Raw genomic sequence first — 26,116 nt, 5'->3', positions numbered from 1 at the left:
TTTAACATCAACACAAAAGTTGGAATATTTTTCCAAAATTCGATTTAGACCACAATTTAAACAAGGCCATTATGTAAAAATACTTATAAATCAGAGAACAAGAAATCAGGCTTGCGGAAGAGCATTCAGGGAGTAGCTGACGATGTTTGATCCAGAAACACTGCGTACTTTTATTGGCGTAGCCGAAACAGGGAGTTTCTCCAGGGCGGCGGATCGCTTGTGTAAAACCACGGCCACCATCAGCTATCGCATTAAGCTTCTGGAAGAAAATACCGGGGTTGCTCTGTTCTTTCGCACCACCCGCAGCGTTACGTTAACCGCCGCGGGCTCGCATCTTCTTTCTCAGGCAAAGGACTGGCTCGCCTGGCTGGACAGCATGCCCAGCGAATTACAGCAAGTGAACGACGGCGTAGAGCGTCAGGTGAATATCGTGGTCAACAACCTGCTGTATAGCCCGCAAGCCGTCGCTCGCCTGTTATCCTGGCTTAACGCCCGCTATCCCTTTACTCAGTTTCACTTTTCCCGGCAAATCTATATGGGCGTCTGGGATTCACTGCTGTATGAAGGATTCTCTCTGGCTATCGGCGTCACGGGTACTGAACCAATGGCCAACACCTTTACCCTCGATCCTTTGGGGTCTGTTCAGTGGCGGTTTGTTATGTCGGCGAATCATCCATTGGCAGACGTCAGTGGTCCATTAACGGAAGCGCAGTTGCGCCGTTTTCCGGCGATCAACATTGAAGACAGTGCGCGCACCCTGACCAAACGGGTTGCGTGGCGGCTTCCCGGCCAAAAAGAGATTATTGTCCCGGACATGGAAACCAAGATTGCGGCGCATCTTGCCGGGGTGGGTATCGGCTTTGTTCCGCAACCGCTGTGCCAGCCATTGCTTGATAACGGGCAACTGGTCAGTAGCATTATTCCTACTATGCGCCCCCCTTCCCCCTTAAGTCTCGCCTGGCATAAGTTTGGCGCAGGAAAGGCTGTGGAAGATATTGTGACGTTATTTACGCAGCGAAAACCAGAAATTGCCGGATTTTTAGCAATTTTCAACAATGCACGCGATTGAAAATCAAGTCATCCTGCTCTTTGGCGCGTAAAATGATACGCAAGATGATTTGAGGTTTCGTTTTTTACTATGCAAGACACACAAACAGCACAGGACTATCGCGCGATTCTGCTCGCCGGTACGCCTATTATCGATGTACGCGCCCCCGTCGAATTTCAACAAGGCGCGATGCCGGGCGCAGTCAATCTCCCCTTAATGAACGATGACGAACGCGCCGCCGTCGGTACCTGCTATAAACGTCAGGGGCCTGAGGCTGCGCTCGAATTGGGCCATCAACTGGTCTCGGGTGAAACCCGCCAACAGCGCATGTACGCCTGGCAGGATGCCTGTCGTCAACACCCAAAAGGATATTTATGCTGCGCGCGCGGCGGTCAGCGTTCGCATATTGTGCAGCAGTGGCTGCACGAGTCCGGCATTGACTATCCGCTGATACAGGGCGGTTATAAGGCTCTGCGCCAGGCGGTCATACGGATAACGGAAGAATTGGTGCAAAAACCGATCGTCTTAATTGGCGGCTGTACCGGGAACGGTAAAACGCAACTGGTTCAACAGCAGCCGAACGGTGTGGATCTCGAAGGACTGGCGCACCATCGCGGTTCCTCGTTTGGACGTACCGTAGAGCCGCAGCTAAGCCAGGCGAGTTTTGAAAACCTGCTGGCGGTCGAAATGCTCAAAACGGACAGCCGACAGGATTTGCGCCAGTGGGTGCTGGAAGATGAAGGCCGGATGATCGGCGCTAACCATCTGCCCGAATGCCTGCGCGAGCGCATGACCGAGGCGTCCATTGCGGTGGTGGACGATCCTTTTGAGCTGCGTCTGGAGCGCCTGCGCGAGGAGTATTTCGTGCGCATGCACCACGATTTTACCCACGCTTATGGTGAGAGCCTGGGCTGGCAGGAATACAGTGAGTATCTGCACCACGGTCTGTTTGCTATCCGCCGTCGTCTGGGGTTACAGCGCTTTGCCGAGCTGACAGCCTTACTTGACGTGGCTCTGCGCGAACAGCAGGCGACGGGCAGTACCGACGCCCACATGGGCTGGCTGGTGCCGTTGCTTAACGAGTATTACGACCCGATGTATCGCTATCAACTGGAAAAGAAAGCCGCGAAAATCGTCTTTCGCGGCACATGGCAGGACGTTGCCGGATGGCTTAACGCACAGTAATTAATGCCTGTCGCGCTTATCCGCGCGTTTCGCCAGCCAGTCGCCCAGCACCTGCACGACCTGCACCAGAATAATCAGCGCGACAACGGTGACGATCATGACCTGGGTTTCATAGCGGTAATAACCAAAGCGAATCGCCAGGTCACCTACCCCGCCGCCGCCGACAATCCCGGCCATCGCGGAGTAACCGATCAGGCTCACCAACGTGATCGTCAGTCCACGCAACAGTCCCGCGCTGGCCTCCGGCAACAACACGGTGCAGATGATGCGCATCGGGGTGGCGCCAAACGCTTCCGCCGCCTCAATAATGCCTTTATCCACTTCACGTAGCGCGCTATCCACCAGCCGGGCATAAAAAGCAATCGCCGCCACGGAAAGCGGCACGGAGGCGGCAATCGGTCCGATGGTATTGCCGAGCAAAAACTGGGTGAGCGGTAGCAGCAGCACCAGCAGGATCACAAACGGTACCGAGCGGATAATATTTACCAGCACGGAGCTGAGCAGATACACAAAACGGTTCTGCCAGAATAAATGCCGATCGGTGACGAAAATTAGAAAACCGAGCGGCAAACCGCCAATAATCGCCAGCACCGTTGAGATGCTCAGCATCTGGAAGGTTTCATTAAACGCCAGCGTCAAATCAGGCAATAAATCATCCACGAATCACCTCCACTTGAGCAGTACGTTGACGAATATGTTCCACGGCGACATCCACCGCAGAAGGGTTATGCGGCGCGGTGAGTTGTACCACCAGAATCCCCAGCGCGCGTTCGCCGATATATTCAATTTTGCCGTGCAGAATGTTCACCGCCACGCCAAATTTAACCGCAACTTCTGACAGCACAGGCTGTTCCGCCGAATCGCCGATAAAAAGAATTTTCAGCAACTGGCCGGGCAGATGCTGGCGCAGACGCTCAGGTAGCGTCAGATTGAGGGTATGCGACACCAGTTGCTGGGTGAAGGCGTGCTGTGGGTGAGCAAAAACGTCAAACACCTCCCCGGACTCCACCACCTTGCCGCCTGACATCACCGCCACGCGATCGCAAATCGATTTGATCACGTTCATCTCGTGAGTGATCAGCACGATCGTGATCCCCAACTGTTGGTTGATCTGCTTAAGCAGCGCCAGAATCGTGGCCGAGGTTTCGAGATCTAACGCGGAAGTGGGTTCATCACACAGCAACACATCCGGATGATTGGCAATCGCACGGGCAATACCCACGCGCTGCTTCTGACCACCGCTGAGCTGAACCGGAAAACGGTTCGCCTTATCAGACAGTCCGACCAGCGCCAGAATCTCCGTGACGCGTGGAGCAATCTTGCTGCGTTCCCATCCGGCAGCTTTCAGACTAAAGGCGACGTTTTGCGCCACTGTGCGGGTATGCATCAGATTAAAGTGCTGAAAAATCATGCCAATGCGCTGACGCGCTTTACGTAACTGAGTGCCTTCCAGCGCAGAAATTTCTACGCCGTTCACCTTCACACTTCCCTTGCTCGGACGCGTTAAGGCGTTCAAGGTGCGCAGTAGCGTACTTTTCCCCGCGCCGCTGGTCCCAACAATACCAAATATCTCGCCCGCGCCAATATGCAAGCTGACGTCATCAACCGCCCGGGTTGAGGGTCCACGGCCTGCGGTAAAATCCACGCAAACCTTTTCTATCTCAATCATATCCACCTCAGAAATGCGAAAAGGGCAGTCGCCGCTGCCCCTGTTAACCCTTGCATGCAGCGATTATTGGGCTGCCGACATCCATTCCGGTTTCTGGAAAGCGCTGTAGATGTTTTGCGGATCGTCGATCACCGCGCGATACGCCGGAGACTTCACCGCTTCAACAATATCTTTCGCGAACGGTTTATCCGCATCTTCACTGCGTACCGCAATGATATTTTTCAGGTTTTCGTCCAGATGCTCTTGCTTGATGGCGCTGGAAAGATCCAGTTTTGCCGCCACGGCAAAGTTACCGTTGACCAGCGCGCCGGTCACACCGTCCAAAGTGCGCGGCAGTTGCGCCGCTTCCAAGGGTTTAAACACCAGCCCTTTCGGGTTGCTGGCGATATCACGCTCGGAGGCTTTCGTGGGATCGATATTGTCTTTGATGGTGATAAGGCCAATGGATTGCAGGAAACGCAGACCGCGGGCCAGGTTGGTCGGATCGTTGGACAGCGTGATCACATCCCCTTTTTTCAACTCATCCAGACTTTTGATTTTGTGCGAGTAAAACCCCATCCCGGCCGTCGGGACCACAATCAGCTTGCTCAGCTTCAGTCCTTTATCGGCGGTGAATTTGTCAAAATAGAGCGAGTGCTGGAACAGGTTGGCATCAATGCTGCCGTTGGAGAGCGCCATATTCGGCTGCACGTAGTCGCTGAATTCGCGCACCACCACCTTATAGCCTTTCTCTTTCAGCGTAGGGGCAATAGCCTGTTTCACCATATCGCCGTACGGTCCAGGCGCGACGCCAAACACGATGGTATGCGGGTCACTGTTCGCATGAGCAAATTGTAAGCCGCAGGCCAGTAACAGCGCCCCGGTCGCGACGCGTAAACTCTGACGCAATCCCATATTTTCTCCATTTTAACGTTGTGGTGTCATGTCTCACGCCGTTCATGCGGCGTTGTTCTCGTTGGCCTGATAACAGGCAGATTTCTAACATGACACAGATCACAACCCGCTGTCCTTGAAATTATTTCATGATGTTGCGAAGTATGTCGTTGAATGTGCAAGGAAGGTGCTTATGCGTTTTTCGGCAACGGAGAGTAAAAAACCGGATAACGCCCTGGCTACCCGGCTTTGGAAGGAAAATTGACTTAGAAGTCGTAACGCAGACGCACCAGGTTCATATCGCCCAGGTTGTCGGTGCTGGAGGTAAAGACGTGTTCGTAATCCACACGGAAACCGTAATCCAACTGGAAGCTGATACCCACACCGTTGTCGGTACGCAGATAGTTACGACCATTCACGTATTCGATACGATCGCCCATAAAGTACGGCTGAACAGATTTCAGCGCATACTGACCAATCGGGAAGGTATAACCCGCGAAGTATTCCAGACCCCAGGCATCACCGGCAAAGTAGTCGTTAACCGAAACTTTTTTGGTGGTCATGAAGTTTTGATACCAGCCGCCGCCCATTGAGAAGGTCCAGTTGTCCGGTTTCCAGCTCAGTGCGGTACCGACGATGTTTTGATCGTAGGTTTTGCTGGTGTCGCCACGCATTTCCGCACGGGTGTAGTTCCACGCCGTACCCCAGGTCAGGTCATCGGTGATGTGGTAATCCACACCCAACGAGCCGCCGCCTTTACGCTTGTAGCGCAGGCCGTTGTTCGGGTTGTAATCATCGCTGAACAGATAAGATGCGTAGAGATCAACATCCCCCACCGTTTTCTTATACTTCAACGATTTACGTGTACGATAGGAACCGTCATAGTCGCCATTGATACCGTTACCTGGCGCCTGACCGATCATATCGTAATCCCAGATATCCGTTTTCGCCCCGACCACATCATAGTAAATACTGTTCTGTTGGCCGAAGGTCAGCGTACCCCAGGTCGCGCTCTTCAGACCGGTGTACAGCATACGACGCGTGGTATCGTTGGCGCCGTCAGCGTAGTGATTATCCCAGTTGAACATGGCCGGGAAGTTAACGCCCAGCTCGTAGTAGCTCACCCAACTGATATCATCAAACAGATAGTAGTCTGCGGCGAAGCGGAAACGCGTCCCGCCGTCGAAGCCATTACGTTTGTAGCCATTCTTACCATCGTCACCGGCCATATTCTGGAACTGCGGACGAATACTCCCGCCGACGGTGAAGTTAAGACGGCTCAGCGGATCGCCCGCCTGCGGATCTTGTTTCAGGACCGTGATTTCCGCCTGGGAAGCGAAAGTCGTTAATGCCACTGCTGCGCCGATCGATACCGCCAGCGCCGTTTTTTTTATAGTCATTATTTGTACCTTGATAGATAGCCTGCCAATTATTAAGCATACAAATATTAACGTTTATTAATACACTCGTGTTGCTGGGTTTTTATTGTTCTGTGCTGTTAAATATCAAGGGGTTATCAATTTGTGCTACATAGATAAAAAAACGCACCGATTTAAAAAACCGGTGCGTAATCATCACTGGCAGGAATTAATTACTGAACTGACGGAACAGCGCTTTACCTTTAAGCAGTCGTGAACCGAGCCATCCGCCGCATAAAGAGAGGAGCAATGCCCCACAAAGCGGCAGCACAACCCACAGCCGCCAGTCTGGCTCCCACGGGAAGTCAAATACGCGGGTTTGCAATACAGCCAGCGCGGTTTCCGCACCGATGGCCGCCACCAGCCCGGCGACCATCCCGAGCATAGCGAACTCGCACCACAGCGTGGTACGCAGCAATTTCTTGCCTGCTCCCAGCGTGCGCCAGACCACCAGTTCCTGATGACGTTGACGCATCCCCACCTGAACCTGCGCCAACAGCAACAACATGCCGCAGGCGGTAACCAGCACCACCATCACTTCCAGCGCTCTACTTACCTGCTCCAGCACCTGGCCCACCTGTTTGAGGATGGCGCCAATATCCAGCAGGCTGATGGTCGGGAATTCGCGGTTAAGCTGCGTCAACATGCCGTTGCCGTTCTCCCAACGAAAGCTGGTTAACCAGCTCTGGGGCTGATCGTCCAGCGCCCCGGAAGGGAAAATAAAGAAGAAGTTAGGCCGCAGGCTTTCCCAGTCCACTTTACGCAGGCTGCTGACCGTGGCGCTGAAATCCTGGGTATCGCCCATAAAGGTCACCCGATCGCCGAGCTTCACGTTTAGCCGCTTCGCCAGCCCTTCTTCCATCGACACTTCCCCCGCTTTCGGCGGCCAGCTTCCGGCGGTTATCGGGTTATGATCCGGGCGGGTATCCTGCCAGGTCAGATTAAGTTCGCGGTTAAGCGCCTCATCCTGATTTCCTTCGGTCGGCTTATCATTAATGGCTGTCAGACGCGCACGTACAATGGGATAGAACGATTCCGGGATCACCTGATGTTCCGACAGGAATGACTTCAGCGGTACAACCTGCTCACTGGCAATGTTGATCAAGAAATAATTTGGACTTTCCGGCGGCATTTGCTGCTGCCAGCGATCGAGCAGATCGCCGCGCAGCACCAGCAGCAGCGCCAGCAGCATAAAGGAAAGTGAAAATGCCGACAGTTGACTGAGCGTTGACCACGGCTGGCGCAACAGTCGACTGACCGCTAAACGCAACGGCAGCGAGGTGAGCGTCAGACCACGCAGCACGTTAAGCAGCATCCAACCGAGCACGCCGCACACCAGCGCCAGTACTACCGCACCGGCCAGCACAGCCCATAACAGCAGGCTTCCCCCCATCAGTCCAGCGAGCAGGACGACCACAACAACCAATACCAACGGCAAATAAAACTTCAGCGGCCAGACGTTTGCCACCACGTCACGGCGTAACACACGTAGCGGCTGCGTCGCCAGCAGTAGCCGATAAGGACGCAACCCTACCAACAGCGAAATTACCGTCATGGTGCCTAAGGCCCACAGCCACGGCCAGGGGCTGGCGGGCGGCAGATCGCCGGGCAGGACCGGCCTGAGTAACACCACCAGCGCGTGCTCAAATAACAGCCCGAAAAGCCCACCGGTCACGCCAGACAACGCCAGCACCATCAACCATTGACCAACAATCAGCCTACGCAGTTGCGCTCTGCCCGCGCCGAGGGTTTTCAGTATAGCCACCAGATCGTAACGGCTGCGGCAATAATGGCTCATCGCCACAGCAACCGCAGCGACCGCCAGCAGCAGCGTTAACAGCGCCGACAGCAGCAGAAACTGTTGTGAACGTTCAAGTGATTTCCCCAGCGCGCCTTCATCCTGCTCCAGCCCGTACCAGCGCTGTTCAGGCTTTAGCTGCGGCAACAGCCATTTTTCGTATGCGTCCAGTTGCTGCGGCGTTCCGCCAAATTTATAGCGCCATGTCACGCGGCTTCCCGGCTGGACCGCCGCCGTTTTTTCGACATCCGCCATGCTCATCATCAGGCGCGGCGCTATCTGGAACGGATTAAAACCGGAATCTGGCTCCTGCACCACCTCGCCGGCGATGCGCAGCGTGGCGTCTCCGACGTCAATAGAATCACCGATTTTTAGATTGAGCAGCGCCATCAGGCGTGGGGCCAGCAACACCGAGCCCGGCTGTGGTTTCAGACCCGGCGGATTGGTCTGCAACGTGCCGTACATCGGATACACTTCATCCACCGCTTTGACGTTCGCCAACTGCGGCGTATCACGGGCAAAAGTCATGGTCGCAAAAGTCAGCTGCTCGCCGACTTTCAACCCCCGCTGCCGCGCCTCGTCAATCCACGCTTTCGGCACGGTACGTGAACTTTGCAGCGCGCGATCTCCCGCCATAAACTCGCGGCTTTGCTGGCTCAGCCCTTTTTCCATACGGTCGCTGATGTTGCCCAGCGCCAGTACGCAGGCTACCGCCAGGCTCAGCGCCAGCCAGACAATCAGTAATGAAGGCGAGCGCCATTCGCGCCAGAACCAACGGGCAATCATGCCTCCTCCTGCAACTGTCCATTCACCAGACGTAAGCGCCGATCGCAACGCGCCGCCAGCTGCGGGTCATGCGTTACCAGAATCAGGGTGGTGCCGTGTTCCCGGTTCAGAGAAAACAACAGGTCGGCAATTTTGTCTCCGGTCTGGCGATCGAGGTTGCCCGTCGGCTCATCGGCAAACAGCACATCCGGACGCCCGTTAAAGGCCCGTGCCAGCGCCACGCGCTGCTGCTCCCCGCCGGAAAGCTGGGCCGGAAGATGATCCAGACGTTTTCCCAGCCCAAGTTGCTCGAGCAGCGTTTTTGCCCCGTCGCGGCTTTTACCACTATTTTCGCCACGCAGCAACGCGGGCAGTTCGACGTTTTCCAGCGCGTTCAGGGTCGGGATTAACATGAATGACTGGAAAACGAATCCCACATGTCTTGCCCGCAGCTGCGCCCGGGCTTCTTCATCCATGGTATGTAGCGCCTGCCCCACCAGGCTGACTTCACCGCTGGTGCCATCGTCCAGCCCGGCGAGGATCGCCAGCAGCGTGGATTTCCCCGATCCCGACTCGCCAATCAGCGCAATGGTCTCGGCGCGTTTGACAACCAGTTCAACTCCGGTAAGGATGGATAGCTCATGATCACCCTGACCGACGGATTTCTTAAGATGATGAACTTCAACAATGTTTTCCGCTGGCATTGGCCTTTCCTGTTCCTGGTCCTGTTAACTTTCCGCGCCGCCGCTGCGGACACGTTATTAATTCTGGGTGACAGCCTGAGCGCCGGATACCGTATGTCCGCCAGCGCCGCATGGCCTGCGCTACTTAATGATAAATGGCAAACCAAAACGCCGGTGGTGAATGCCAGCATTAGCGGCGACACCTCGCAGCAGGGCCTGGCCCGTCTGCCTGCATTACTCAAGCAGCACCAGCCGCGTTGGGTACTGGTCGAACTTGGCGGCAACGATGGCCTGCGCGGCTTTGCGCCTGCGCAAACCGAACAAACCCTGCGCACGATTTTGCAGGACGTGAAAGCGGCAAATGCCGAACCGCTATTAATGCAAATTCGTCTGCCGGCAAACTACGGTCGCCGTTATAATGAAACCTTTAGCGCGATTTATCCAAAGCTCGCCAAAGAGTTTGATATCCCTCTGCTGCCCTTTTTTATGGAAGAGGTTTATCTGAAACCCCAGTGGATGCAGGATGATGGTATTCACCCTAATCGTGACGCCCAGCCGTTTATTGCCGACTGGATGGCGCAACATCTCACTCCTTTTCTATCCTAAATAATTCGAGTTGTATGAAGGCGGCAAGTGAGAGAGTTCCCTAGAGCATAGATAACTATGTGACTGGGATGAGCGAGCGTAGCCAACGCACAGACAACTTGAAGTATGACGGATATAGTAAATCACGACTCGTAAAACAACGGAGATCCTGACAGGTAAAGTTATGCAAAAATCGGTCTTAATAACAGGATGTTCCAGCGGAATCGGCCTGGAAAGCGCACTTGAGCTAAAGCGCCAGGGTTTTCAAATTCTGGCCGGCTGCCGCAAACCTGACGATGTCGCGCGTATGAACAGCATGGGATTCACCGGCGTATTGCTGGATCTGGATTCACCCGAAAGCGTGGATCGCGCCGCCGATGAGGTGATCGCCCTGACCGATAATCGTTTATATGGGATCTTTAACAACGCCGGATACGGCGTCTACGGCCCACTGCCCACGATTAGCCGCGAGCAGATGGAGCAGCAGTTTTCCGCCAACTTCTTTGGCGCACATCAGCTTACCATGCGCCTGTTGCCCGCCATGCTACCTCACGGCGAAGGACGCATCGTGATGACCTCCTCGGTAATGGGATTGATCTCCACACCGGGACGTGGCGCCTATGCCGCCAGTAAATATGCGCTGGAAGCCTGGTCCGACGCGCTGCGTATGGAGCTGCGTCACAGTGGGATTAAGGTCAGCCTGATTGAACCGGGCCCCATCCGCACCCGCTTTACCGAAAACGTCAACCAGACGCAAAGCGATGCCCCCGTGGAAAATCCCGGCATTGCCGCGCGGTTTACGCTGGGACCACAAGCGGTTGTCGCCAAAGTGCGTCACGCGTTCGAAAGCGACAAACCGAAGCTCCGTTACCCGGTTACGCTGGTGACCTGGGCCGTTATGCTGCTTAAACGCCTGCTGCCAGGCCGCATAATGGACAAAATTTTACAGGGTTGAGTTGAAGCTCGCGCGTCAGCCCCCATGTAACCAGAAATCGACAAAAGAGAGTAACTCCATGTCCACACAGAATATTGTTAATATTAATGAATCTAACCTGCAGCAGACCCTTGAACAGTCGATGACCACACCGGTCCTGTTCTATTTTTGGTCTGAGCGCAGCCAGCATTGTCTGCAATTAACGCCGGTGCTGGAGAGCCTTGCCGCCCAGTATAATGGTCAGTTTATTCTCGCTAAGCTCGACTGCGACGCGGAACAGATGATCGCCTCCCAGTTTGGACTGCGCGCGATCCCAACGGTTTATCTGTTCCAGAACGGTCAGCCGGTAGATGGCTTCCAGGGTCCGCAGCCAGAAGAGGTTATTCGCGCGCTGCTGGAGAAAGTGCTGCCGAGCGAAGAAGAGCTGAAAGCACGCCAGGCTATCGAGTTTATCGAAGCCGGTAATCACGCGGATGCGCTGCCGCTGCTGAAAGAAGCCTGGCAAATCTCCAACCAGAGCAGCGAAATCGGCCTGCTGCTGGCGGAAACGCAAATCGCCCTCAATCGTTCTGACGATGCCGAAGCGGTGCTGAAAACGATTCCGTTACAAGATCAGGATACCCGTTATCAGGGGCTGGTGGCACAGATTGAACTGCTGAAGCAGGCGGCGGATACGCCGGAAATCCAACAGTTGCAGCAACAGGTTGCCAGCAACCCGCAGGATGCCGCGCTGGCCACGCAATTAGCCATTCAACTGCATCAGGTCGGACGTAACGAAGAATCGCTGGAATTGCTGTTCAGCCACCTGAAGAAAGATCTTACCGCTGCCGACGGTCAGGCGCGTAAGACCTTCCAGGAGATCCTTGCCGCGCTGGGAACCGGCGATGCGCTGGCTTCGAAATACCGCCGCCAGTTGTACGCGCTGCTGTACTAATCCGTTTGATTTTGCCCGATGGCGCTTGCGCTTATCGGGCCTGGAAATTCGACAAATACCGCTCCCTCCGGCATCACATCACGTCTTTTTCAAATGCGTTACGACTAATTGGTGGCGTGAATTATAGAACTTCCGATAGGTCAGGTAGCAGGCAATAATGGTTGACAGGCTGGCGGTCGAAAGCAGCATAAACGTCACCATAATCTGATACTTAATCGCTTTTACCGGGTCAATACCGGCAAAAATCAACCCGGACATCATCCCCGGTAAACTCACCAACCCCACGGTTTTGGCGGAATCGATCGTCGGGATCAGCGAGGCGCGAATGCTGTCGCGAATCAGCGGCGCGGAAGCAACCTTCGGCGTCGCGCCGAGGCTGAGCTTTTCCTGGATTTGCTGCTGTTCACTGTTAAACCGCTGCCCCAGATTGTTGTAACACAGCCCCACCGCTACCATCGCATTGCCTGCAATCATCCCGGAAATTGGGATCACCTGCATCGGCGTGAACTCGATAGAGCCGGACAACACCAGTACCGACAGCGTCAACCCCGCCCCAACCGTAATGGCAATAAACGACGAGAGAAAAGCGTTATCAATATATTTACTGCGTTTTTGCGCGTTATAGGCGGCGTTAAAACAGATAAACAGCACCATTAATAAGGTCAGAATGCTGTGATTGACGCCGAAAATATATTTCAGCACATAGCCGACGATAATAAGCTGAACCACCGCCCGGCAAACGCTCCAGAGAATATCTTTTTCCAGCGCCAGCTTTTCTTTGTTACTGATCAGTATGGCGACCACCACCAGCATCATCGCTAACGCCAGTGATTCATTGGTAATATTATGCTCGTTCATTGCTGACTTCCTGCATTTCTCCGGCGTGCGGTTGAAGAGTTATGACATTATCCGCGTGATTAATCTCATCTTTATCGTGCGTCACCCACAGCACGGCAATTTTCTTGTCGCGAACATAGTGGTGAATTAATTCATTCACGTTACGTTTGTTGGACTCATCCAGCGCGCTGGTGATTTCATCAAGCAGCAGGATTTTAGGCAGAAACTGCAAATTACGAATTAACGAGACGCGCTGTTTTTCCCCGCCGGACAGTTCATTGATCCCTTTTTTGAGGATACTCTCGGGCAACTCAAAACGGGCCAGGTCTTCCAGAAATACATCCGGTTCCGGGCGTTTATCGCGAATTTGCCAGGGAAAAATGAGGTTGTCGTAGACGGTGTCACCAAACAAAGCGGGCGTTTGCGCGCAATAAGAGACCTGCTGGCGATAAGCTTCAGGCTTTAGCGTTGATATCTCCTTGCCCTCAAAAAGGATTTCACCGGAACTCGGGCTAATTAACGACGCCACTATCTTCAGTAACGTACTTTTACCGCAGCCGGACTGGCCGGTAATCAGCTTAAACTCTCCGGCATCGAGATTAAAACAGATGTTATTGAGAACCTGCGTCGCCCCTGCCTGCCATGCGACATTTTTCAACTGAAGCAAAATGCTGCTTTCTTCCATTATCGATCCTTTTTTCCTCTTTCGTGCAGACAGTCTATACCCAAAATAATTCGAGTTGCATGAAGGCGGCAAGTGAGTGACAAATTCGTCAGGAACGAATTTGAACAGCCAAAGGCTGGCCTTCGGTGAGGGACATGGATGTCCCTCATTAATCTCCAAGAGCATAGCTAACTATGTGACTGGAGTGAACGACAAATCTGCCGGGAGCAGATTTGAACGCTGCTTACAGCGGCCCCGCAGGGGCGAGGCCCAAGGATGGGCCGAATAACGTAGCTAACGCACATGCAGCTTGAAGTATGAAGGGTATATTCCTGTAATTTATTATAGGGGAGCCACCTTGATTAATCGGGTATAATTTGACTAATGAAGCAGTAAAGGACAGCACAACAGGAGGTTTCATCAATGCTCATTTTTATTCCTATTCTTATTTTTGTCGCGCTGGTCATCGTCGGCGCAGGCGTCAAAATCGTCCCACAGGGATACCAGTGGACGGTGGAGCGTTTCGGACGTTACACCAAAACTCTGCAACCTGGGTTAAGCCTTGTTGTGCCGTTCATGGATCGTATTGGTCGTAAGATCAACATGATGGAGCAGGTGCTTGATATCCCCTCTCAGGAAGTCATCTCCAAAGATAACGCCAACGTCTCGATTGATGCTGTGTGCTTTATTCAGGTGATCGACGCGCCGAAAGCGGCATATGAAGTCAGTAACCTCGAACTGGCAATCATCAACCTGACCATGACCAACATTCGTACCGTTCTCGGCTCGATGGAGCTTGATGAAATGCTCTCCCAGCGTGACAACATCAACACGCGCCTGCTGCATATTGTTGATGAGGCCACCAATCCCTGGGGCATCAAAATCACCCGTATTGAGATTCGTGACGTGCGTCCACCCGCGGAACTGATTGACGCCATGAACGCGCAGATGAAAGCCGAACGTACCAAGCGCGCCTACATTCTGGAAGCCGAAGGTATCCGCCAGGCGGAAATCGTCAAGGCGGAGGGTGAGAAGCAGTCAAAAATCCTGATAGCGGAAGGTGAACGTCAGTCCGCGTTTTTACAGGCTGAAGCGCGTGAACGTTCCGCGGAAGCAGAAGCCCGCGCAACGCAGATGGTTTCTGAAGCCATTGCCGCCGGGGATATCCAGGCCGTGAACTACTTCGTGGCGCAGAAATATACCGAAGCGTTGCAGCATATCGGTTCGTCGAATAACAGCAAAGTGGTGATGATGCCGCTGGATGCCAGCAGCCTGATGGGTTCCATTGCCGGGATCGCGGAACTGGTTAAGGACAGCGCCAGCGAGCGGAAAAAATCATGATAGCGATGATTCTGGTACATCCGCACATCTTCTGGCTCAGCCTCGGCGGTCTGTTGCTCGCCGCCGAGATGCTGGGCGGCAACGGTTATTTGCTATGGAGCGGCGTGGCAGCGGTGCTAACCGGACTGGTGGTTTGGCTCGTCCCGCTCGACTGGGCGTGGCAGGGAGCGATGTTTGCTGTACTCACGCTGCTGGCGGCCTGGCTGTGGTGGAAGTGGCTGGCAAAACGCGTGAAAGAGCAGAAACCAACCGACAGCCATCTTAACCAGCGCGGTCAGCAGTTGGTTGGCCGTCGATTTATTCTGGAAAGCGCTCTGGTCAATGGTCGCGGACATATGCGCGTCGGCGACAGTTCGTGGCCCGTCAGCGCCCGCGACGATTTGAGCGCGGGAACGCAGGTTGAAGTCATTGCCGTTGAGGGAATTACCCTGATTATCAAAGCGGTACCACACTAAAATAGACAGGAATTCAGACTATGATCAGGAAGACGTCTCTCGCCGTTGCCCTTTGTTCTTTGCTGGCTGGCGCGCCTCAGGCATTCGCCTCCTTCGATATGGAAGACTGCAAATGGAGCGACGACAGCTGCCTGCTGAAAGGAACGCCGACCTTTAACCCGGAAAACGACAGCCGCGACAACCTGCTGCGACTGCTGAGCCAGGAAAAAGCTTTTGCTCTGCCCGTGCAGTCGATGCCTGAAGATATCACCCGCTCCCGCGATTTCTATTTTGCGTATCATCCGCAGTGGGATGAAACAGCCCCGCAGCCAGCCTCTGCCCCGGCATCCGCTGAAGATAGCCCCCTCTCCCGACAGATGGCCGAGCTGAACATTAATGCGGATGAAGCCAACCTCAACGACGGCGAGCATGAGAACCGTCATGTTTCGAATAATACCGAGAGCGTCAGCCAGTATTTTGCCGCACTGCTGGCCGATGCCACGTTAACAGCAGAGCAACGCCAGGCCTTAGCGCAAGCGCGTATGGGGCTGTACTCTGACGCGACCCGTGAACAGATTGAGTCATCTCTCGCCACTCTCCCGGCGGATTCGCCAGCTCAACACTACAAAAGTTATCTCGCGGCAGCCGCCAGCTTCTATGCGGGTGATTATGCCAGTGCCGAACGGGATTTCACTCAGCTCGCTAAGAGCGATCGCCCGTGGCTGGCGGAGACCGCGCAATACATGCTGATGCGTACGGCGCTGAACAAGAGCAGTCAGAACAGCGTGGGCGAATATGGCGATTTTGACATCGCTAAAATTAACCGCGAGGACGCCTCTCAGGCTCAGATTCTGGCGCAAGCCTATTTGCAACGCTTTCCGCAGGGGCAATACGCCGACTCCACCCGCGGTATGTTGCGTCGTATTAACTGGTATTTACAGGCGTGGCCGCAACTGGCCGGGTTGTATGAGCAGACGATCCAGCAAGCGGCTGACGCGCAGCAGCTGCGTAAAATTGTCATCGAATACGATAATGTCTACGGCATGGCGTTCTACGAGCAATCCGTGCTGGAAGCCTTCCCCGATGCGCCGCGAGTCAGCTACATCGAACTGTTACGCGCGCTGCGTCTGAATAGCGATAACAAACCCACGCTGACCCAGGCGCAACTCGACGCCAGCAAGCCGGTGTTTGAGCAGAGCCAAAAACTGCCGCTGTGGCGCGATCTGCAACTGAATCTGTGGCTGGCGACGGGCAACTATGCGGCGATTATCCAGGCGGTCGCGCCAGCGCAAAAACTGGCACCGCGCGATACGCTGGCCTTCAGCGAACAGGTGCTGTACGGCGAAGCGCTGATGGGCCAGAAGAATTGGGCCGCGGCGCGTGATTTCTGGCAGCAGTTGCTGACTCTCAGCCAGGACAACGAACAGCGGCAGTATGTACAGGCTAAGCTCGCCGCCACGCTGGTTTATAGCGGTGACGTAGCGGCAATCTTCGCCCCGGAAAGCGCCGTGACCAACCTGCGCTTTCGCTCACAGGTGCTGAAAACACAGGCCACACTGGAACAACTGCGCCAGCAGGCCGTCCATGGGCCCAATAACGAAGAGCGCACCATCGCCCTGCATACGCTGCTGGTACGGGATCTTACCGAGAATCGTTTTGGCGACTGGTTAAACGATAAAAAGCTTGTCAGCGACATCACGCCGCCGGTCATTGACGAGGCGTTTAACGACGTCAACCTGAGCACTTTTGACTGGAACGGCGATGCGGCTCAGGCCGGTTACACCTGCCGCAGCCTCAATGAAACGGTAACGGTCCTGAGCAAAAAAGCGGATGATGCCCACGCACTGAACTGTTTAGGTGAATTTTTCCGTACCACGCAAACGCATGTCGACCTCTGGAAAAACAGCACCGGCAACGATGTGCTTGAAGCCGCAATTTCTCGTAAGCAACCGTTCGGCCAGTTCGACAGGCAAAGCTACTATCAGCAGATAATCACCTCACCCACCGCGGAAGTCGAAGATAAGAGCTTCGCACTGTATCGCGCCATCATGTGCTATGCGCCATCTGGCTCTAACGAATGTGGCGGTGAAGACGTGGATAAACTGCAGCGTAAGGGCTGGTTCACCCAACTGAAAACGCAGTATCCGGGAAGCCCGTGGGCGCAAAAACTCAAATATTACTGGTAACCGCGCTACTGGTGAGCCAGGCACAGGCGGCGGATATCGTCGCCGCGCGTGACCATCCGGCCTTCTGGCTGTGGTCCGGAGTGAAAGCCAGTGACGAGCTGAAAAACGCGCAAACGGTCTATCTGCATCAGGGCGAAGTGCTGGTTCGGTCGGGTAACGTGGTTTTCCAGCGCCTGGGACTGCCGGTCAGTCGACTGACTTTTCCCTCAATCTGGCTGACGGTCCGCTTTACCACGCTCGACGTACCGGAGGTGATTCCTGCCCGTATCATACGGCTGATGCAACGCTGGCAGAACGCTGGCAACCACGTCATCGGCCTGCAAGTTGATTTTGACGCGGCGACCCACCAGCTAACCGATTACGCCCGTTTTCTACAGCAGCTACGCCAACAGCTACCGGCCGAGTTTGCGCTTGGCGTGACCGGACTACTGGATTGGGCCAAAACGGGCGACGTCGCCACATTGAACGCGCTGGCGGTTGATGAACTGGTAGTGCAGAGCTATCAGGGACGGCGCACGGTGCCGAATTACCAGGCGTATCTGCCCGCGCTCAGCCGCCTGCGCATTCCATTTAAGCTGGGACTGGTGCAAAACGGTAGCCGGGATCTGCAGGCTGAAGCGCAGCTGGAGAAATCCCCGTGGTACCGCGGTACGGTGGTGTTTATGCTTAATCCCCCTCGCCGTTAAACCTTCGCTTTGTGATGACAGCAGCCAGAAAGATTATCCATGATCGGGCATTCGGCGCTGTCATCACCAGGGCAACTCTCCGCCAGCGCCAGTAAATGCAGGCGCATGGCCTGTAGCTCGCTGATATGCCGCTCAATGTCCGCGACTTTTTCTAATGTGCGTTTTTTTACGTCCGCGCTGTGACGCGCCGGATCGTTAAACAGGTTTACCAGCTCGCCGCACTCTTCCAGGTTAAAACCAACCTGCCGCGCCTGGCGCAGCAGCGTCAGTTCATTCAGATGCTGTTGGTTGTATGTGCGATAGCCATTTTCGCTACGCAGCGGCGGCGTCACTAACCCTTTTTCTTCATAAAAGCGTATCGCTTTGCTGGTTAAACCGGTTTTTTTAGCAACATCGGATATATTCATCTCTTCTCCCTTGACCTTCCCCTTGATGGAAGGTTTAACCTTTATAACAGTTAGTCAAAACGATTGCCAAGGTCAATAAGTAACCGACCATTCATAGAGGAAATTAGTTATGTCTCAAACAATCGATCTAACCCTGGACGGCCTGTCCTGCGGTCACTGCGTAAAACGCGTTAAAGAGAGTCTGGAGCAACGCCCGGACGTTGAGCAAGCGGATGTCACTGTGACTGAAGCGCACATCACCGGGAGCGCCAGTGCACAAGCGCTGATTGAAACCATCAAACAAGCCGGTTACGGCGCGGAGTTAAGCCACCCAAAGGCTAAACCGCTGACGGAGTCATCAATCCCGTCGGAAGCACTGGCAGCGGTCCCTTCCGAGCTTCCGGCAGCTACGGCTGATGATGACAGCCAACAGTTGCTGTTAAACGGCATGAGCTGCGCCAGTTGTGTGACCCGCGTACAAAATGCTCTGCAAAGCGTACCCGGCGTCACCCAGGCACGGGTAAACCTGGCGGAACGTACTGCGCTGGTAATGGGCAGTGCGTCCGCCGCAGATTTAGTGCAGGCGGTGGAAAAAGCGGGCTACGGCGCTGAAGCTATAGAAGATGACGCGAAGCGCCGCGAGCGTCAGCAGGAAACCGCCGTTGCGGCCATGAAACGTTTTCGCTGGCAGGCAGCCGTCGCGCTGCTGTTGGGTATTCCGGTCATGGTGTGGGGAATGATTGGCGATAACATGATGGTGAGTGACGACAACCGCAGCCTGTGGCTGGCGATTGGTCTGGCAACGCTTGCCGTGATGGTTTTCGCCGGCGGTCACTTTTACCGCAATGCGTGGAAAAGCCTGATGAATGGCACCGCGACCATGGATACGCTGGTGGCGCTGGGTACGGGGGTGGCATGGCTCTATTCCATGAGCGTCAACCTCTGGCCGCAGTGGTTTCCGATGGAAGCGCGACACCTTTATTATGAAGCCAGTGCGATGATTATCGGTCTGATTAACCTCGGACATATGCTGGAAGCGCGGGCTCGCCAACGCTCCTCCAAAGCGCTGGAAAAACTGCTCGATCTGACACCGCCAACCGCACGCGTCGTCACCGATGAAGGTGAAAAGAGTGTGCCGCTGGCTGACGTTCAGGCGGGAATGTTGCTGCGCCTGACCACCGGCGACCGGGTTCCGGTCGATGGCGAAATCACTCAGGGCGAAGCCTGGCTGGATGAAGCCATGCTGACCGGGGAGCCGATCCCGCAACAAAAAGGCGAAGGCGATAGCGTCCACGCCGGTACGGTCGTACAGGACGGCAGCGTGCTATTCCGCGCCAGCGCCGTAGGCAGCCATACCACGCTGTCGCGCATTATTCGCATGGTGCGCCAGGCGCAAAGCAGTAAACCGGAGATTGGCAAACTGGCTGACCGCATCTCCTCGGTATTCGTTCCTGTGGTGGTCGTTATTGCGCTGGTTAGCGCAGCTATCTGGTATTTCTTCGGACCGGCGCCACAAATTGTCTATACGCTGGTGATTGCCACCACCGTTCTGATTATTGCCTGCCCTTGTGCACTGGGCCTGGCGACGCCAATGTCGATTATTTCCGGTGTTGGGCGCGCCGCTGAGTTTGGGGTACTGGTACGCGATGCCGATGCGCTGCAGCGCGCCAGTACGCTCGATACCATTGTGTTTGATAAAACCGGGACGCTGACTGAAGGTAAGCCACAGGTTGTCGCCATCAAAACGTTTGGCAATACCGATGAAGCGCTGGCGATTCGCCTGGCTGCGGCCCTTGAACAGGGTTCCAGTCACCCGCTGGCCAGGGCGATTCTGGACAAAGCCGGTGATGTCACGTTGCCGCAGGTCAACGGGTTCCGTACGCTACGCGGTTTGGGCGTCAGTGGCGAAACGGAAGGTCACATGCTGCTGCTGGGAAACCAGGCGCTGCTCAATGAACAGCAGGTAGATACCACTGAAATGGAAGCTGAGATTACCGCTCAAGCCTCCCAAGGGACAACGCCGGTACTGCTGGCGATTGACGGTAAAGGGGCGGCGCTTTTAGCGGTGCGCGATCCACTGCGTAGCGACAGCGTGGCGGCCCTGCAGCGTCTGCATCGCGCCGGGTATCGTCTGGTCATGCTCACCGGTGATAACCCAACGACCGCCAACGCCATTGCCAAAGAGGCAGGTATTGATGAGGTGATTGCGGGCGTTCTGCCGGACGGCAAAGCCGAGGCGATTAAGCGTCTGCAAAGCCAGGGACGTCAGGTTGCCATGGTCGGTGACGGTATCAACGATGCGCCTGCGCTGGCGCAGGCCGATGTAGGGATTGCCATGGGTGGCGGCAGCGATGTGGCGATTGAAACCGCCGCGATTACGCTGATGCGTCATAGCCTGATGGGCGTTGCGGATGCGCTGTCTATCTCACGGGCAACGCTGCGCAACATGAAGCAGAACCTGCTCGGCGCGTTTATCTATAATAGCATCGGTATCCCCGTTGCTGCCGGGATCCTGTGGCCGTTCACCGGAACGCTGCTCAACCCGGTGGTTGCCGGCGCGGCGATGGCGCTCTCCTCCATTACCGTGGTAAGCAACGCTAACCGTCTGCTACGCTTCAAACCGAAAGAGTAAGCCTTTGCCGGATGGCGCTATCAACCGCGCTATCCGGCAATTCACGCGTTGCACCTTCCCGGACCACGCGCTAGCATGGAAGTCCACTTAGGGAGGTCGTATGGATTTGTTATACCGGGTAAAAACATTATGGTCTGCACTGCGCGGCAACCACTATACCTGGCCCGCCATTGACATCTCTTTACCCGGTAACCGCCATTTTCATCTGATTGGCAGTATTCACATGGGTAGCCGTGATATGGCGCCTCTGCCTGCCAAATTACTCAAAAAGCTCAATCGTGCTGATGCGCTGATTGTCGAAGCCGATGTTTCCGGCGATGACGCGCCATTTGCTAATCTTCCGACCTTTGCCGCCCTGGAAGAACGCATCAGTGAAGAGCAATTAGATAATCTGCGTAAAGTCACCAATGAATTGGGCATTTCCCCTTCCCTGTTATCGACGCAACCTTTGTGGCAAATAGCCATGGTATTACAGGCGACGCAGGCACAACAGCTGGGGTTGCGGGCGGAATACGGGATTGATTACCAACTGCTGAAAGCGGCAAAACAGGCTCACAAACCGGTGATCGAGCTGGAAGGTTCATCCAGTCAAATCGAGTTGCTATGCCAGTTACCCGATAATGGCCAGGCTCTTCTGGATGATACCCTGACGCACTGGCATACCAACGCCAGGTTGTTGCAACAAATGATGGGCTGGTGGCTTAAAACGCCGCCGCGCAATAGCGAATTGACGCTTCCTAATACTTTCAGCCAGTCGTTATATGACGTATTGATGCATCAGCGCAATGTCGCCTGGCGCGATCGACTCAGGGCGATGCCAGCCGGCCATTATGTGGTGGCCGTAGGCGCACTGCATCTGTACGGAGAAGGTAATTTGCCGGAGATGTTACGGTAAAAAAAATGGCCAATATTTCTATTGGCCCGTCAAAGAGGAATTTCATCATTATTATGATCCCGGTGCTTAAAGCATCGGTGTAGGTCGATTGTCGCTCAAAGTCATCATCCTGCCAATACTATTGCGCAAGATGGTACTATTTTTTAGACCGCCATCAGGCGTATGCTTGTCTCGTATTTTGTCTGGGCCAGGAAAAATTGCTATGACACCCGCCGTTAAATTACTCGAAAAAAACAAAATTTCTTTCCAGATCCACACCTACGATCACGATCCGTCCGAAACAAACTTTGGTGACGAAGTAGTACGCAAGTTAGGGCTGAATGCAGACCAGGTTTACAAAACGCTGCTGGTTGCCGTAAATGGCGATATGAAGCATCTGGCCGTTGCCGTCACGCCGGTGGCGGGTCAATTGGATCTTAAAAAAGTCGCTAAAGCGTTAGGGGCCAAAAAGGTCGATATGGCCGATCCAATGGTTGCGCAGCGAACAACGGGGTATCTGGTAGGCGGTATCAGCCCGCTGGGACAGAAAAAAAGATTGCCGACGCTCATCGACGCCCCAGCCCAAACGTTTGACACCATTTATGTCTCCGGTGGCAAACGCGGGCTGGATATCGAACTGGCAGCCGGCGATCTGGCGAAAATTCTGGATGCGAAGTTCGCCGACATCGCCCGCCGGGATTAAGCGGTTTTAGCATGGTGCCCGATGACGCTACGCAAATCAGGCCTACATACGAATACTCTACAGGGCGTCATTGGTGAAGGCAGTTTGGACGCGGCCAGCGCGCAGGAACCGGAGCGTACATGTAGTACGTGAGGATTATTCGCTACGCTCCCCCTCCGGGCCGCCCTGATGGGCGTTCAAAACTCTGTGAGTTTTGTCCGAGCACTGCCCGCGTTCAAAATGGCGAACAAAATAGCCCTGTTACTGCCAGCTCACCTCGCCCTTCGGCTCATACGCACTGGCATCCAGCGGTGAGTTTTTCTGCACGTACTCTTTCAGCACTTCCGCATCGATAAACCCGGTATTCACATAGCCTGGCTTGTTATCAATTCGCGGATAGCCATCGCCGCCGGTGGCGTTGAAGCTCAGCGTTGCCATGCGATAAGTTTTAGCCGGGTCAACCGGTTCGCCTTTGATTTTCAGATCGTTAAGTTTACCGTCTTTCGCCACGAAGCTGACGTTGGCAAACTGCGGATAAGCCCCGGAGTCCGGCTTCATTTGCGCCACGGCGGTCAGGTAGTCAATCACCTCTTTCCCGCTCATGTCGGCATACACCACAATATTGCCGAACGGCTGCACCTTCAGCACGCTCTTATAGGTAATATCGCCGCCTTCAATGGAATCACGAATACCGCCACCGCTCATCACGCCAAAGTCAGCGCTGGTCCGCGCCATCTGCGCAGCCAACAGCAGATGCCCCATATTGGTCTGTACGAAACGAACTTTGCTACGATCACCTTCGAGGCGCGCATTGACGCTACCAATCTTCACGTCCAGTTGCGCTTTACCTTTATTCTGGAATGGCGTCAGCAGCGAGAGCATTTGCTGATTCTCAGCAATTTCCGGGGTGTAGAGTACGCGCTCACTTTTACCGTTATCCCAGGTCACTTTTTTCTTCAGGTTGACGGGGATGAGCTGGTAGTTCACCATTTTCATTTCGCCGTTACGAAACTCAAAATCCGCCCGGCCCACGTATTTCCCCCACTCATGCGCTTGCACAATCCAGATGCCATTTTGCTTATCTGGCGCGCACGGCGTGCCCGGTACGTAATCAACCTGCTTCTTGTTTTCCGAGGCCATACACACCGGATCCTGTGAGTGACCACCCACAATCATTGCCAGCGAACCCGCCGGCAGGCTACGCGCCATCTCTACGTCCCCAGGGGCGTTCGAGCCGTGATTGCCGTTGTCATAATGCCCCATATGGGTGGTCGCAATAATGATGTCTGGCTTTTCACCCATATTGAGTTCCTGGATGACCAGTTTGGCTTCATCGGCAGGTTTACGGAATTCGATATCGGTGAAAAACTCCGGGTTACCAATTTTCGCCGTATCGTCAGTGGTTAAACCGAGTACGGCAATTTTTAAATCCTGACGCTTAAAGATGGCCCACGGCTTAAACAACCGCTCGCCGGTGCTTTTCTGATAGATATTGGCCGAGAGAAACGGGAATTTGGACCATTTTTCCTGCTGGCGCAGCACGGTTAGCGGGTTATCAAATTCGTGATTGCCAACCGCCATCGCGTCATAGCCAATCAGGTTCATGCCGCGAAAATCAGGTTCCGCATCCTGAAGATCGGATTCCGGTACGCCGGTGTTAATATCGCCGCCGGAAAGCAGCAGCAGGCTTCCCCCTTCTTCCGCCACCTCTTTACGAATCCCGTCCACCAGCGTTTTTTGCGCCGCCAGCCCGTATTCCCCATATTCACTGCGCCAGAAGTGGCCGTGATGATCGTTGGTATGCAGAATGGTAATTTTGTAGGTTTTATCTTTTTCGTACGCCTGCGCAGGCTGACCTGCCAGCGCAAATGCGGCGAATAACGCCAGCGCCACGCCCCGCTTTAAAAACTTCATATTTCTCTCCCTGAGCCAAAATCAACGACTGAAATTACAATGATATGAAATAATAGTCGAAAATGTTTTCAGAAATGAGACTTCCTTCAAACACCTTCCGCAGGTATGTTAGGCAGGTAATAATAACAAAATAGATTACCCTCATAATCGCAACCCAAACAGAAGTGACTTTCTATGGCAATAAGTGAACCAACCCCGCCAGTGGCTGGCGCGTCAGCGTCGGTTGCTAAAGCACGCACCTCATTTGGCATTTTAGGGGCGATCAGTCTCTCTCATCTGCTAAACGATATGATCCAGTCGCTGATCCTGGCGATTTACCCGCTCTTGCAGTCAGAGTTCTCGCTGACGTTTATGCAGATCGGGATGATTACGCTAACCTTCCAGCTCGCCTCCTCGCTGCTTCAACCGGTTGTCGGCTACTGGACGGACAAATATCCAATGCCGTGGTCGCTGCCTATTGGTATGTGCTTCACGCTAAGCGGGCTCGTATTGCTGGCCATGGCAGGCAGTTTCCATATGGTATTACTCGCCGCGGCGCTGGTCGGTACGGGTTCATCGGTGTTTCACCCGGAGTCATCCCGCGTGGCGCGCATGGCTTCCGGCGGTCGTCATGGCCTCGCCCAGTCAATTTTCCAGGTTGGCGGCAACTTCGGTAGCTCTCTCGGGCCCTTGCTGGCGGCTGTCATCATCGCGCCATATGGTAAAGGTAATGTAGCCTGGTTTGTGTTGGCCGCGTTATTAGCGATTGTGGTTCTGGCGCAAATCAGCCGTTGGTATGCCGCGCAGCATCGGATGAGCAAAGGAAAACCGAAAGTCACTGTTGTTAATCCATTACCGCGTAATAAAGTGGTACTGGCGGTTAGCATTCTGCTGGTGCTGATTTTCTCCAAATACTTCTATATGGCGAGCATCAGCAGCTATTACACCTTTTATCTGATGCAAAAATTCGGATTATCGGTACAAAACGCCCAGTTTCATCTGTTTGCCTTCCTGTTTGCCGTTGCGGCCGGGACCGTAATTGGTGGACCGTTAGGTGATAAGATTGGCAGAAAATATGTTATTTGGGGCTCTATCCTCGGCGTAGCGCCATTTACCCTCGTTTTACCCTATGCAACTCTGGAATGGACCGGGATTTTAACCGTGATCATTGGTTTTATCCTCGCATCTGCCTTTTCTGCCATTCTGGTCTACGCGCAGGAGCTGCTTCCGGGTCGTATCGGCATGGTTTCTGGGCTATTTTTCGGGTTTGCCTTTGGCATGGGCGGCTTGGGAGCCGCGGTTTTAGGGCTGATTGCTGACCATACCAGCATTGATTTGGTCTATAAAATATGTGCTTTCCTGCCTCTTCTGGGGATACTGACCATATTCTTACCTGATAACCGACATAAAGCCTGATTTTCTGACGGCCAAAAGTAAACTTTGGCCGTCTTCACTTACAGAGACCATCAGCCTTTACTCCCCGCATACCCCTGTAGTTTTCCGATCCGTGCTTTTTTACGTCTAAAATCCCGTTTTCATCAAAATTCAATAATTATTCATAAACATAAACATTAAAATTGTCATAAACTATTACTCGGAATTTAGGTTT

The 26,116-nt window shown here is 54.2% G+C and carries 23 protein-coding genes; 13 read left to right on the top strand and 10 right to left on the bottom strand.

Going from position 1 to position 26,116, the window contains the following annotated elements:
- The first annotated feature begins 142 nt into the window (after positions 1-142).
- Both allS and mnmH read left to right on the top strand, forming a co-directional pair.
- Complete coding sequence (allS, locus tag FDX09_RS06420; RefSeq protein ID WP_038638428.1) at positions 143-1,069, top strand: HTH-type transcriptional activator AllS; 927 nt, start codon at positions 143-145, stop codon at positions 1,067-1,069.
- Between the two features lie 69 nt (positions 1,070-1,138).
- Positions 1,139-2,233, top strand: a complete 1,095-nt coding sequence (gene mnmH / locus FDX09_RS06415) for a tRNA 2-selenouridine(34) synthase MnmH (RefSeq protein ID WP_137346937.1) — start codon at positions 1,139-1,141, stop codon at positions 2,231-2,233.
- Here mnmH and FDX09_RS06410 read toward each other — a convergent pair whose 3' ends face one another.
- The 6 genes from FDX09_RS06410 to ybbA all read right to left on the bottom strand — a co-directional run bounded on the left by FDX09_RS06410 (position 2,234) and on the right by ybbA (position 9,460).
- A complete protein-coding gene (locus FDX09_RS06410) occupies positions 2,234-2,893 on the bottom strand; it encodes a methionine ABC transporter permease (protein ID WP_137346936.1) in 660 nt (219 codons plus the stop codon). It lies immediately after the preceding gene.
- Entirely contained in the window at positions 2,886-3,902 is a 1,017-nt protein-coding gene (gene sfbB / locus FDX09_RS06405) for a virulence-associated ABC transporter ATP-binding protein SfbB (RefSeq protein WP_085047610.1), read from the bottom strand. Before sfbB ends, FDX09_RS06410 begins: the two co-directional genes overlap by 8 nt.
- Positions 3,903-3,965: 63 nt before the next feature.
- Positions 3,966-4,796, bottom strand: coding sequence for a MetQ/NlpA family ABC transporter substrate-binding protein (locus FDX09_RS06400; RefSeq protein WP_038638419.1), 831 nt, complete (start codon positions 4,794-4,796; stop codon positions 3,966-3,968).
- Between the two features lie 245 nt (positions 4,797-5,041).
- Positions 5,042-6,175, bottom strand: a complete 1,134-nt coding sequence (locus FDX09_RS06395) for a porin (RefSeq protein WP_085047611.1) — start codon at positions 6,173-6,175, stop codon at positions 5,042-5,044.
- 187 nt (positions 6,176-6,362) lie between these two features.
- On the bottom strand, positions 6,363-8,777 hold the full coding sequence (ybbP, locus tag FDX09_RS06390) for a putative ABC transporter permease subunit YbbP (protein WP_137346935.1): 2,415 nt from the start codon (positions 8,775-8,777) through the stop codon (positions 6,363-6,365).
- Positions 8,774-9,460, bottom strand: a complete 687-nt coding sequence (ybbA, locus tag FDX09_RS06385) for a putative ABC transporter ATP-binding protein YbbA (RefSeq protein WP_008783992.1) — start codon at positions 9,458-9,460, stop codon at positions 8,774-8,776. The genes ybbP and ybbA overlap by 4 nt, the downstream gene beginning before the upstream one ends.
- Between ybbA and tesA the strand changes: the two genes are divergently transcribed.
- The 3 genes from tesA (at position 9,428) to FDX09_RS06370 (ending at position 11,892) form a co-directional block, all read left to right on the top strand.
- The gene (tesA, locus tag FDX09_RS06380; protein WP_087051704.1) at positions 9,428-10,045 is read left to right on the top strand and encodes a multifunctional acyl-CoA thioesterase I/protease I/lysophospholipase L1; all 618 of its coding nucleotides are present in this window, start codon (positions 9,428-9,430) and stop codon (positions 10,043-10,045) included. The two genes, ybbA and tesA, sit on opposite strands and share 33 nt — an antisense overlap.
- Positions 10,046-10,208: 163 nt before the next feature.
- On the top strand, positions 10,209-10,979 hold the full coding sequence (locus FDX09_RS06375; protein WP_069323983.1) for an SDR family oxidoreductase: 771 nt from the start codon (positions 10,209-10,211) through the stop codon (positions 10,977-10,979).
- A 58-nt stretch (positions 10,980-11,037) separates the two neighbouring features.
- Positions 11,038-11,892, top strand: coding sequence for a co-chaperone YbbN (locus FDX09_RS06370; protein ID WP_003847508.1), 855 nt, complete (start codon positions 11,038-11,040; stop codon positions 11,890-11,892).
- Between the two features lie 78 nt (positions 11,893-11,970).
- Here FDX09_RS06370 and fetB read toward each other — a convergent pair whose 3' ends face one another.
- Positions 11,971-12,750, bottom strand: a complete 780-nt coding sequence (fetB, locus tag FDX09_RS06365; RefSeq protein ID WP_038638405.1) for an iron export ABC transporter permease subunit FetB — start codon at positions 12,748-12,750, stop codon at positions 11,971-11,973.
- Complete coding sequence (fetA, locus tag FDX09_RS06360; RefSeq protein WP_085047614.1) at positions 12,737-13,414, bottom strand: iron ABC transporter ATP-binding protein FetA; 678 nt, start codon at positions 13,412-13,414, stop codon at positions 12,737-12,739. The genes fetB and fetA overlap by 14 nt, the downstream gene beginning before the upstream one ends.
- A 402-nt stretch (positions 13,415-13,816) precedes the next feature.
- On the opposite strand from fetA, the gene FDX09_RS06355 reads away from it, so the two are divergent.
- Genes FDX09_RS06355 through FDX09_RS06340 form a run of 4 tightly spaced genes read left to right on the top strand, consistent with a single transcriptional unit; the run spans position 13,817 to position 18,040 of the window.
- Complete coding sequence (locus FDX09_RS06355) at positions 13,817-14,734, top strand: SPFH domain-containing protein (protein WP_003831073.1); 918 nt, start codon at positions 13,817-13,819, stop codon at positions 14,732-14,734.
- Positions 14,731-15,189, top strand: a complete 459-nt coding sequence (locus FDX09_RS06350; protein WP_069323981.1) for an NfeD family protein — start codon at positions 14,731-14,733, stop codon at positions 15,187-15,189. The genes FDX09_RS06355 and FDX09_RS06350 overlap by 4 nt, the downstream gene beginning before the upstream one ends.
- A 20-nt stretch (positions 15,190-15,209) precedes the next feature.
- A complete protein-coding gene (locus FDX09_RS06345; protein WP_137346933.1) occupies positions 15,210-17,354 on the top strand; it encodes a hypothetical protein in 2,145 nt (714 codons plus the stop codon).
- On the top strand, positions 17,324-18,040 hold the full coding sequence (locus FDX09_RS06340; RefSeq protein ID WP_137346932.1) for a DUF3142 domain-containing protein: 717 nt from the start codon (positions 17,324-17,326) through the stop codon (positions 18,038-18,040). Before FDX09_RS06345 ends, FDX09_RS06340 begins: the two co-directional genes overlap by 31 nt.
- Here the strand turns inward: FDX09_RS06340 and cueR are convergent.
- On the bottom strand, positions 18,037-18,447 hold the full coding sequence (gene cueR, locus FDX09_RS06335; RefSeq protein WP_069323978.1) for a Cu(I)-responsive transcriptional regulator: 411 nt from the start codon (positions 18,445-18,447) through the stop codon (positions 18,037-18,039). The two genes, FDX09_RS06340 and cueR, sit on opposite strands and share 4 nt — an antisense overlap.
- Before the next feature lie 109 nt (positions 18,448-18,556).
- On the opposite strand from cueR, the gene copA reads away from it, so the two are divergent.
- The 3 genes from copA (at position 18,557) to ybaK (ending at position 22,635) form a co-directional block, all read left to right on the top strand.
- On the top strand, positions 18,557-21,058 hold the full coding sequence (gene copA, locus FDX09_RS06330) for a copper-exporting P-type ATPase CopA (RefSeq protein ID WP_137346931.1): 2,502 nt from the start codon (positions 18,557-18,559) through the stop codon (positions 21,056-21,058).
- A gap of 100 nt (positions 21,059-21,158) precedes the next feature.
- Positions 21,159-21,953 carry a TraB/GumN family protein gene (locus FDX09_RS06325; RefSeq protein WP_137346930.1) on the top strand — a complete coding sequence of 265 codons (795 nt, stop codon included), beginning with the start codon at positions 21,159-21,161 and terminating at the stop codon, positions 21,951-21,953.
- Between the two features lie 202 nt (positions 21,954-22,155).
- The gene (gene ybaK / locus FDX09_RS06320) at positions 22,156-22,635 is read left to right on the top strand and encodes a Cys-tRNA(Pro)/Cys-tRNA(Cys) deacylase YbaK (RefSeq protein WP_003831056.1); all 480 of its coding nucleotides are present in this window, start codon (positions 22,156-22,158) and stop codon (positions 22,633-22,635) included.
- A gap of 240 nt (positions 22,636-22,875) precedes the next feature.
- Here ybaK and ushA read toward each other — a convergent pair whose 3' ends face one another.
- The gene (gene ushA, locus FDX09_RS06315) at positions 22,876-24,528 is read right to left on the bottom strand and encodes a bifunctional UDP-sugar hydrolase/5'-nucleotidase UshA (protein WP_038638383.1); all 1,653 of its coding nucleotides are present in this window, start codon (positions 24,526-24,528) and stop codon (positions 22,876-22,878) included.
- Positions 24,529-24,702: 174 nt separating this feature from the next.
- Here ushA and FDX09_RS06310 point away from each other — a divergent pair, with 174 nt between their 5' ends.
- Positions 24,703-25,923 (top strand): MFS transporter, encoded by a 1,221-nt coding sequence (locus FDX09_RS06310; protein WP_038638381.1) that lies wholly within the window; start codon positions 24,703-24,705, stop codon positions 25,921-25,923.
- Positions 25,924-26,116 lie beyond the last annotated feature (193 nt).

It is taken from the genome of Citrobacter sp. wls717 (assembly GCF_005280955.1).
In the GTDB taxonomy this organism is placed as follows: Bacteria; Pseudomonadota; Gammaproteobacteria; order Enterobacterales; family Enterobacteriaceae; genus Citrobacter; species Citrobacter werkmanii.
This window is presented reverse-complemented; position numbering and strand designations above follow the sequence as displayed.

Excerpts from the sequence above, each read along its gene's own strand:
- allS (WP_038638428.1), top strand. The coding sequence starts at position 143 with ATGTTTGATCCAGAAACACTGCGTACTTTTATTGGCGTAGCCGAAACA.
- mnmH (WP_137346937.1), top strand. The coding sequence starts at position 1,139 with ATGCAAGACACACAAACAGCACAGGACTATCGCGCGATTCTGCTCGCC.
- sfbB (WP_085047610.1), bottom strand. The coding sequence starts at position 3,902 with ATGATTGAGATAGAAAAGGTTTGCGTGGATTTTACCGCAGGCCGTGGA.
- FDX09_RS06400 (WP_038638419.1), bottom strand. The coding sequence starts at position 4,796 with ATGGGATTGCGTCAGAGTTTACGCGTCGCGACCGGGGCGCTGTTACTG.
- FDX09_RS06395 (WP_085047611.1), bottom strand. The coding sequence starts at position 6,175 with ATGACTATAAAAAAAACGGCGCTGGCGGTATCGATCGGCGCAGCAGTG.
- ybbP (WP_137346935.1), bottom strand. The coding sequence starts at position 8,777 with ATGATTGCCCGTTGGTTCTGGCGCGAATGGCGCTCGCCTTCATTACTG.
- tesA (WP_087051704.1), top strand. The coding sequence starts at position 9,428 with ATGATGAACTTCAACAATGTTTTCCGCTGGCATTGGCCTTTCCTGTTC.
- ybbA (WP_008783992.1), bottom strand. The coding sequence starts at position 9,460 with ATGCCAGCGGAAAACATTGTTGAAGTTCATCATCTTAAGAAATCCGTC.
- FDX09_RS06375 (WP_069323983.1), top strand. The coding sequence starts at position 10,209 with ATGCAAAAATCGGTCTTAATAACAGGATGTTCCAGCGGAATCGGCCTG.
- FDX09_RS06370 (WP_003847508.1), top strand. The coding sequence starts at position 11,038 with ATGTCCACACAGAATATTGTTAATATTAATGAATCTAACCTGCAGCAG.
- fetB (WP_038638405.1), bottom strand. The coding sequence starts at position 12,750 with ATGAACGAGCATAATATTACCAATGAATCACTGGCGTTAGCGATGATG.
- fetA (WP_085047614.1), bottom strand. The coding sequence starts at position 13,414 with ATGGAAGAAAGCAGCATTTTGCTTCAGTTGAAAAATGTCGCATGGCAG.
- FDX09_RS06355 (WP_003831073.1), top strand. The coding sequence starts at position 13,817 with ATGCTCATTTTTATTCCTATTCTTATTTTTGTCGCGCTGGTCATCGTC.
- FDX09_RS06350 (WP_069323981.1), top strand. The coding sequence starts at position 14,731 with ATGATAGCGATGATTCTGGTACATCCGCACATCTTCTGGCTCAGCCTC.
- FDX09_RS06345 (WP_137346933.1), top strand. The coding sequence starts at position 15,210 with ATGATCAGGAAGACGTCTCTCGCCGTTGCCCTTTGTTCTTTGCTGGCT.
- cueR (WP_069323978.1), bottom strand. The coding sequence starts at position 18,447 with ATGAATATATCCGATGTTGCTAAAAAAACCGGTTTAACCAGCAAAGCG.
- copA (WP_137346931.1), top strand. The coding sequence starts at position 18,557 with ATGTCTCAAACAATCGATCTAACCCTGGACGGCCTGTCCTGCGGTCAC.
- FDX09_RS06325 (WP_137346930.1), top strand. The coding sequence starts at position 21,159 with ATGGATTTGTTATACCGGGTAAAAACATTATGGTCTGCACTGCGCGGC.
- ybaK (WP_003831056.1), top strand. The coding sequence starts at position 22,156 with ATGACACCCGCCGTTAAATTACTCGAAAAAAACAAAATTTCTTTCCAG.
- ushA (WP_038638383.1), bottom strand. The coding sequence starts at position 24,528 with ATGAAGTTTTTAAAGCGGGGCGTGGCGCTGGCGTTATTCGCCGCATTT.
- FDX09_RS06310 (WP_038638381.1), top strand. The coding sequence starts at position 24,703 with ATGGCAATAAGTGAACCAACCCCGCCAGTGGCTGGCGCGTCAGCGTCG.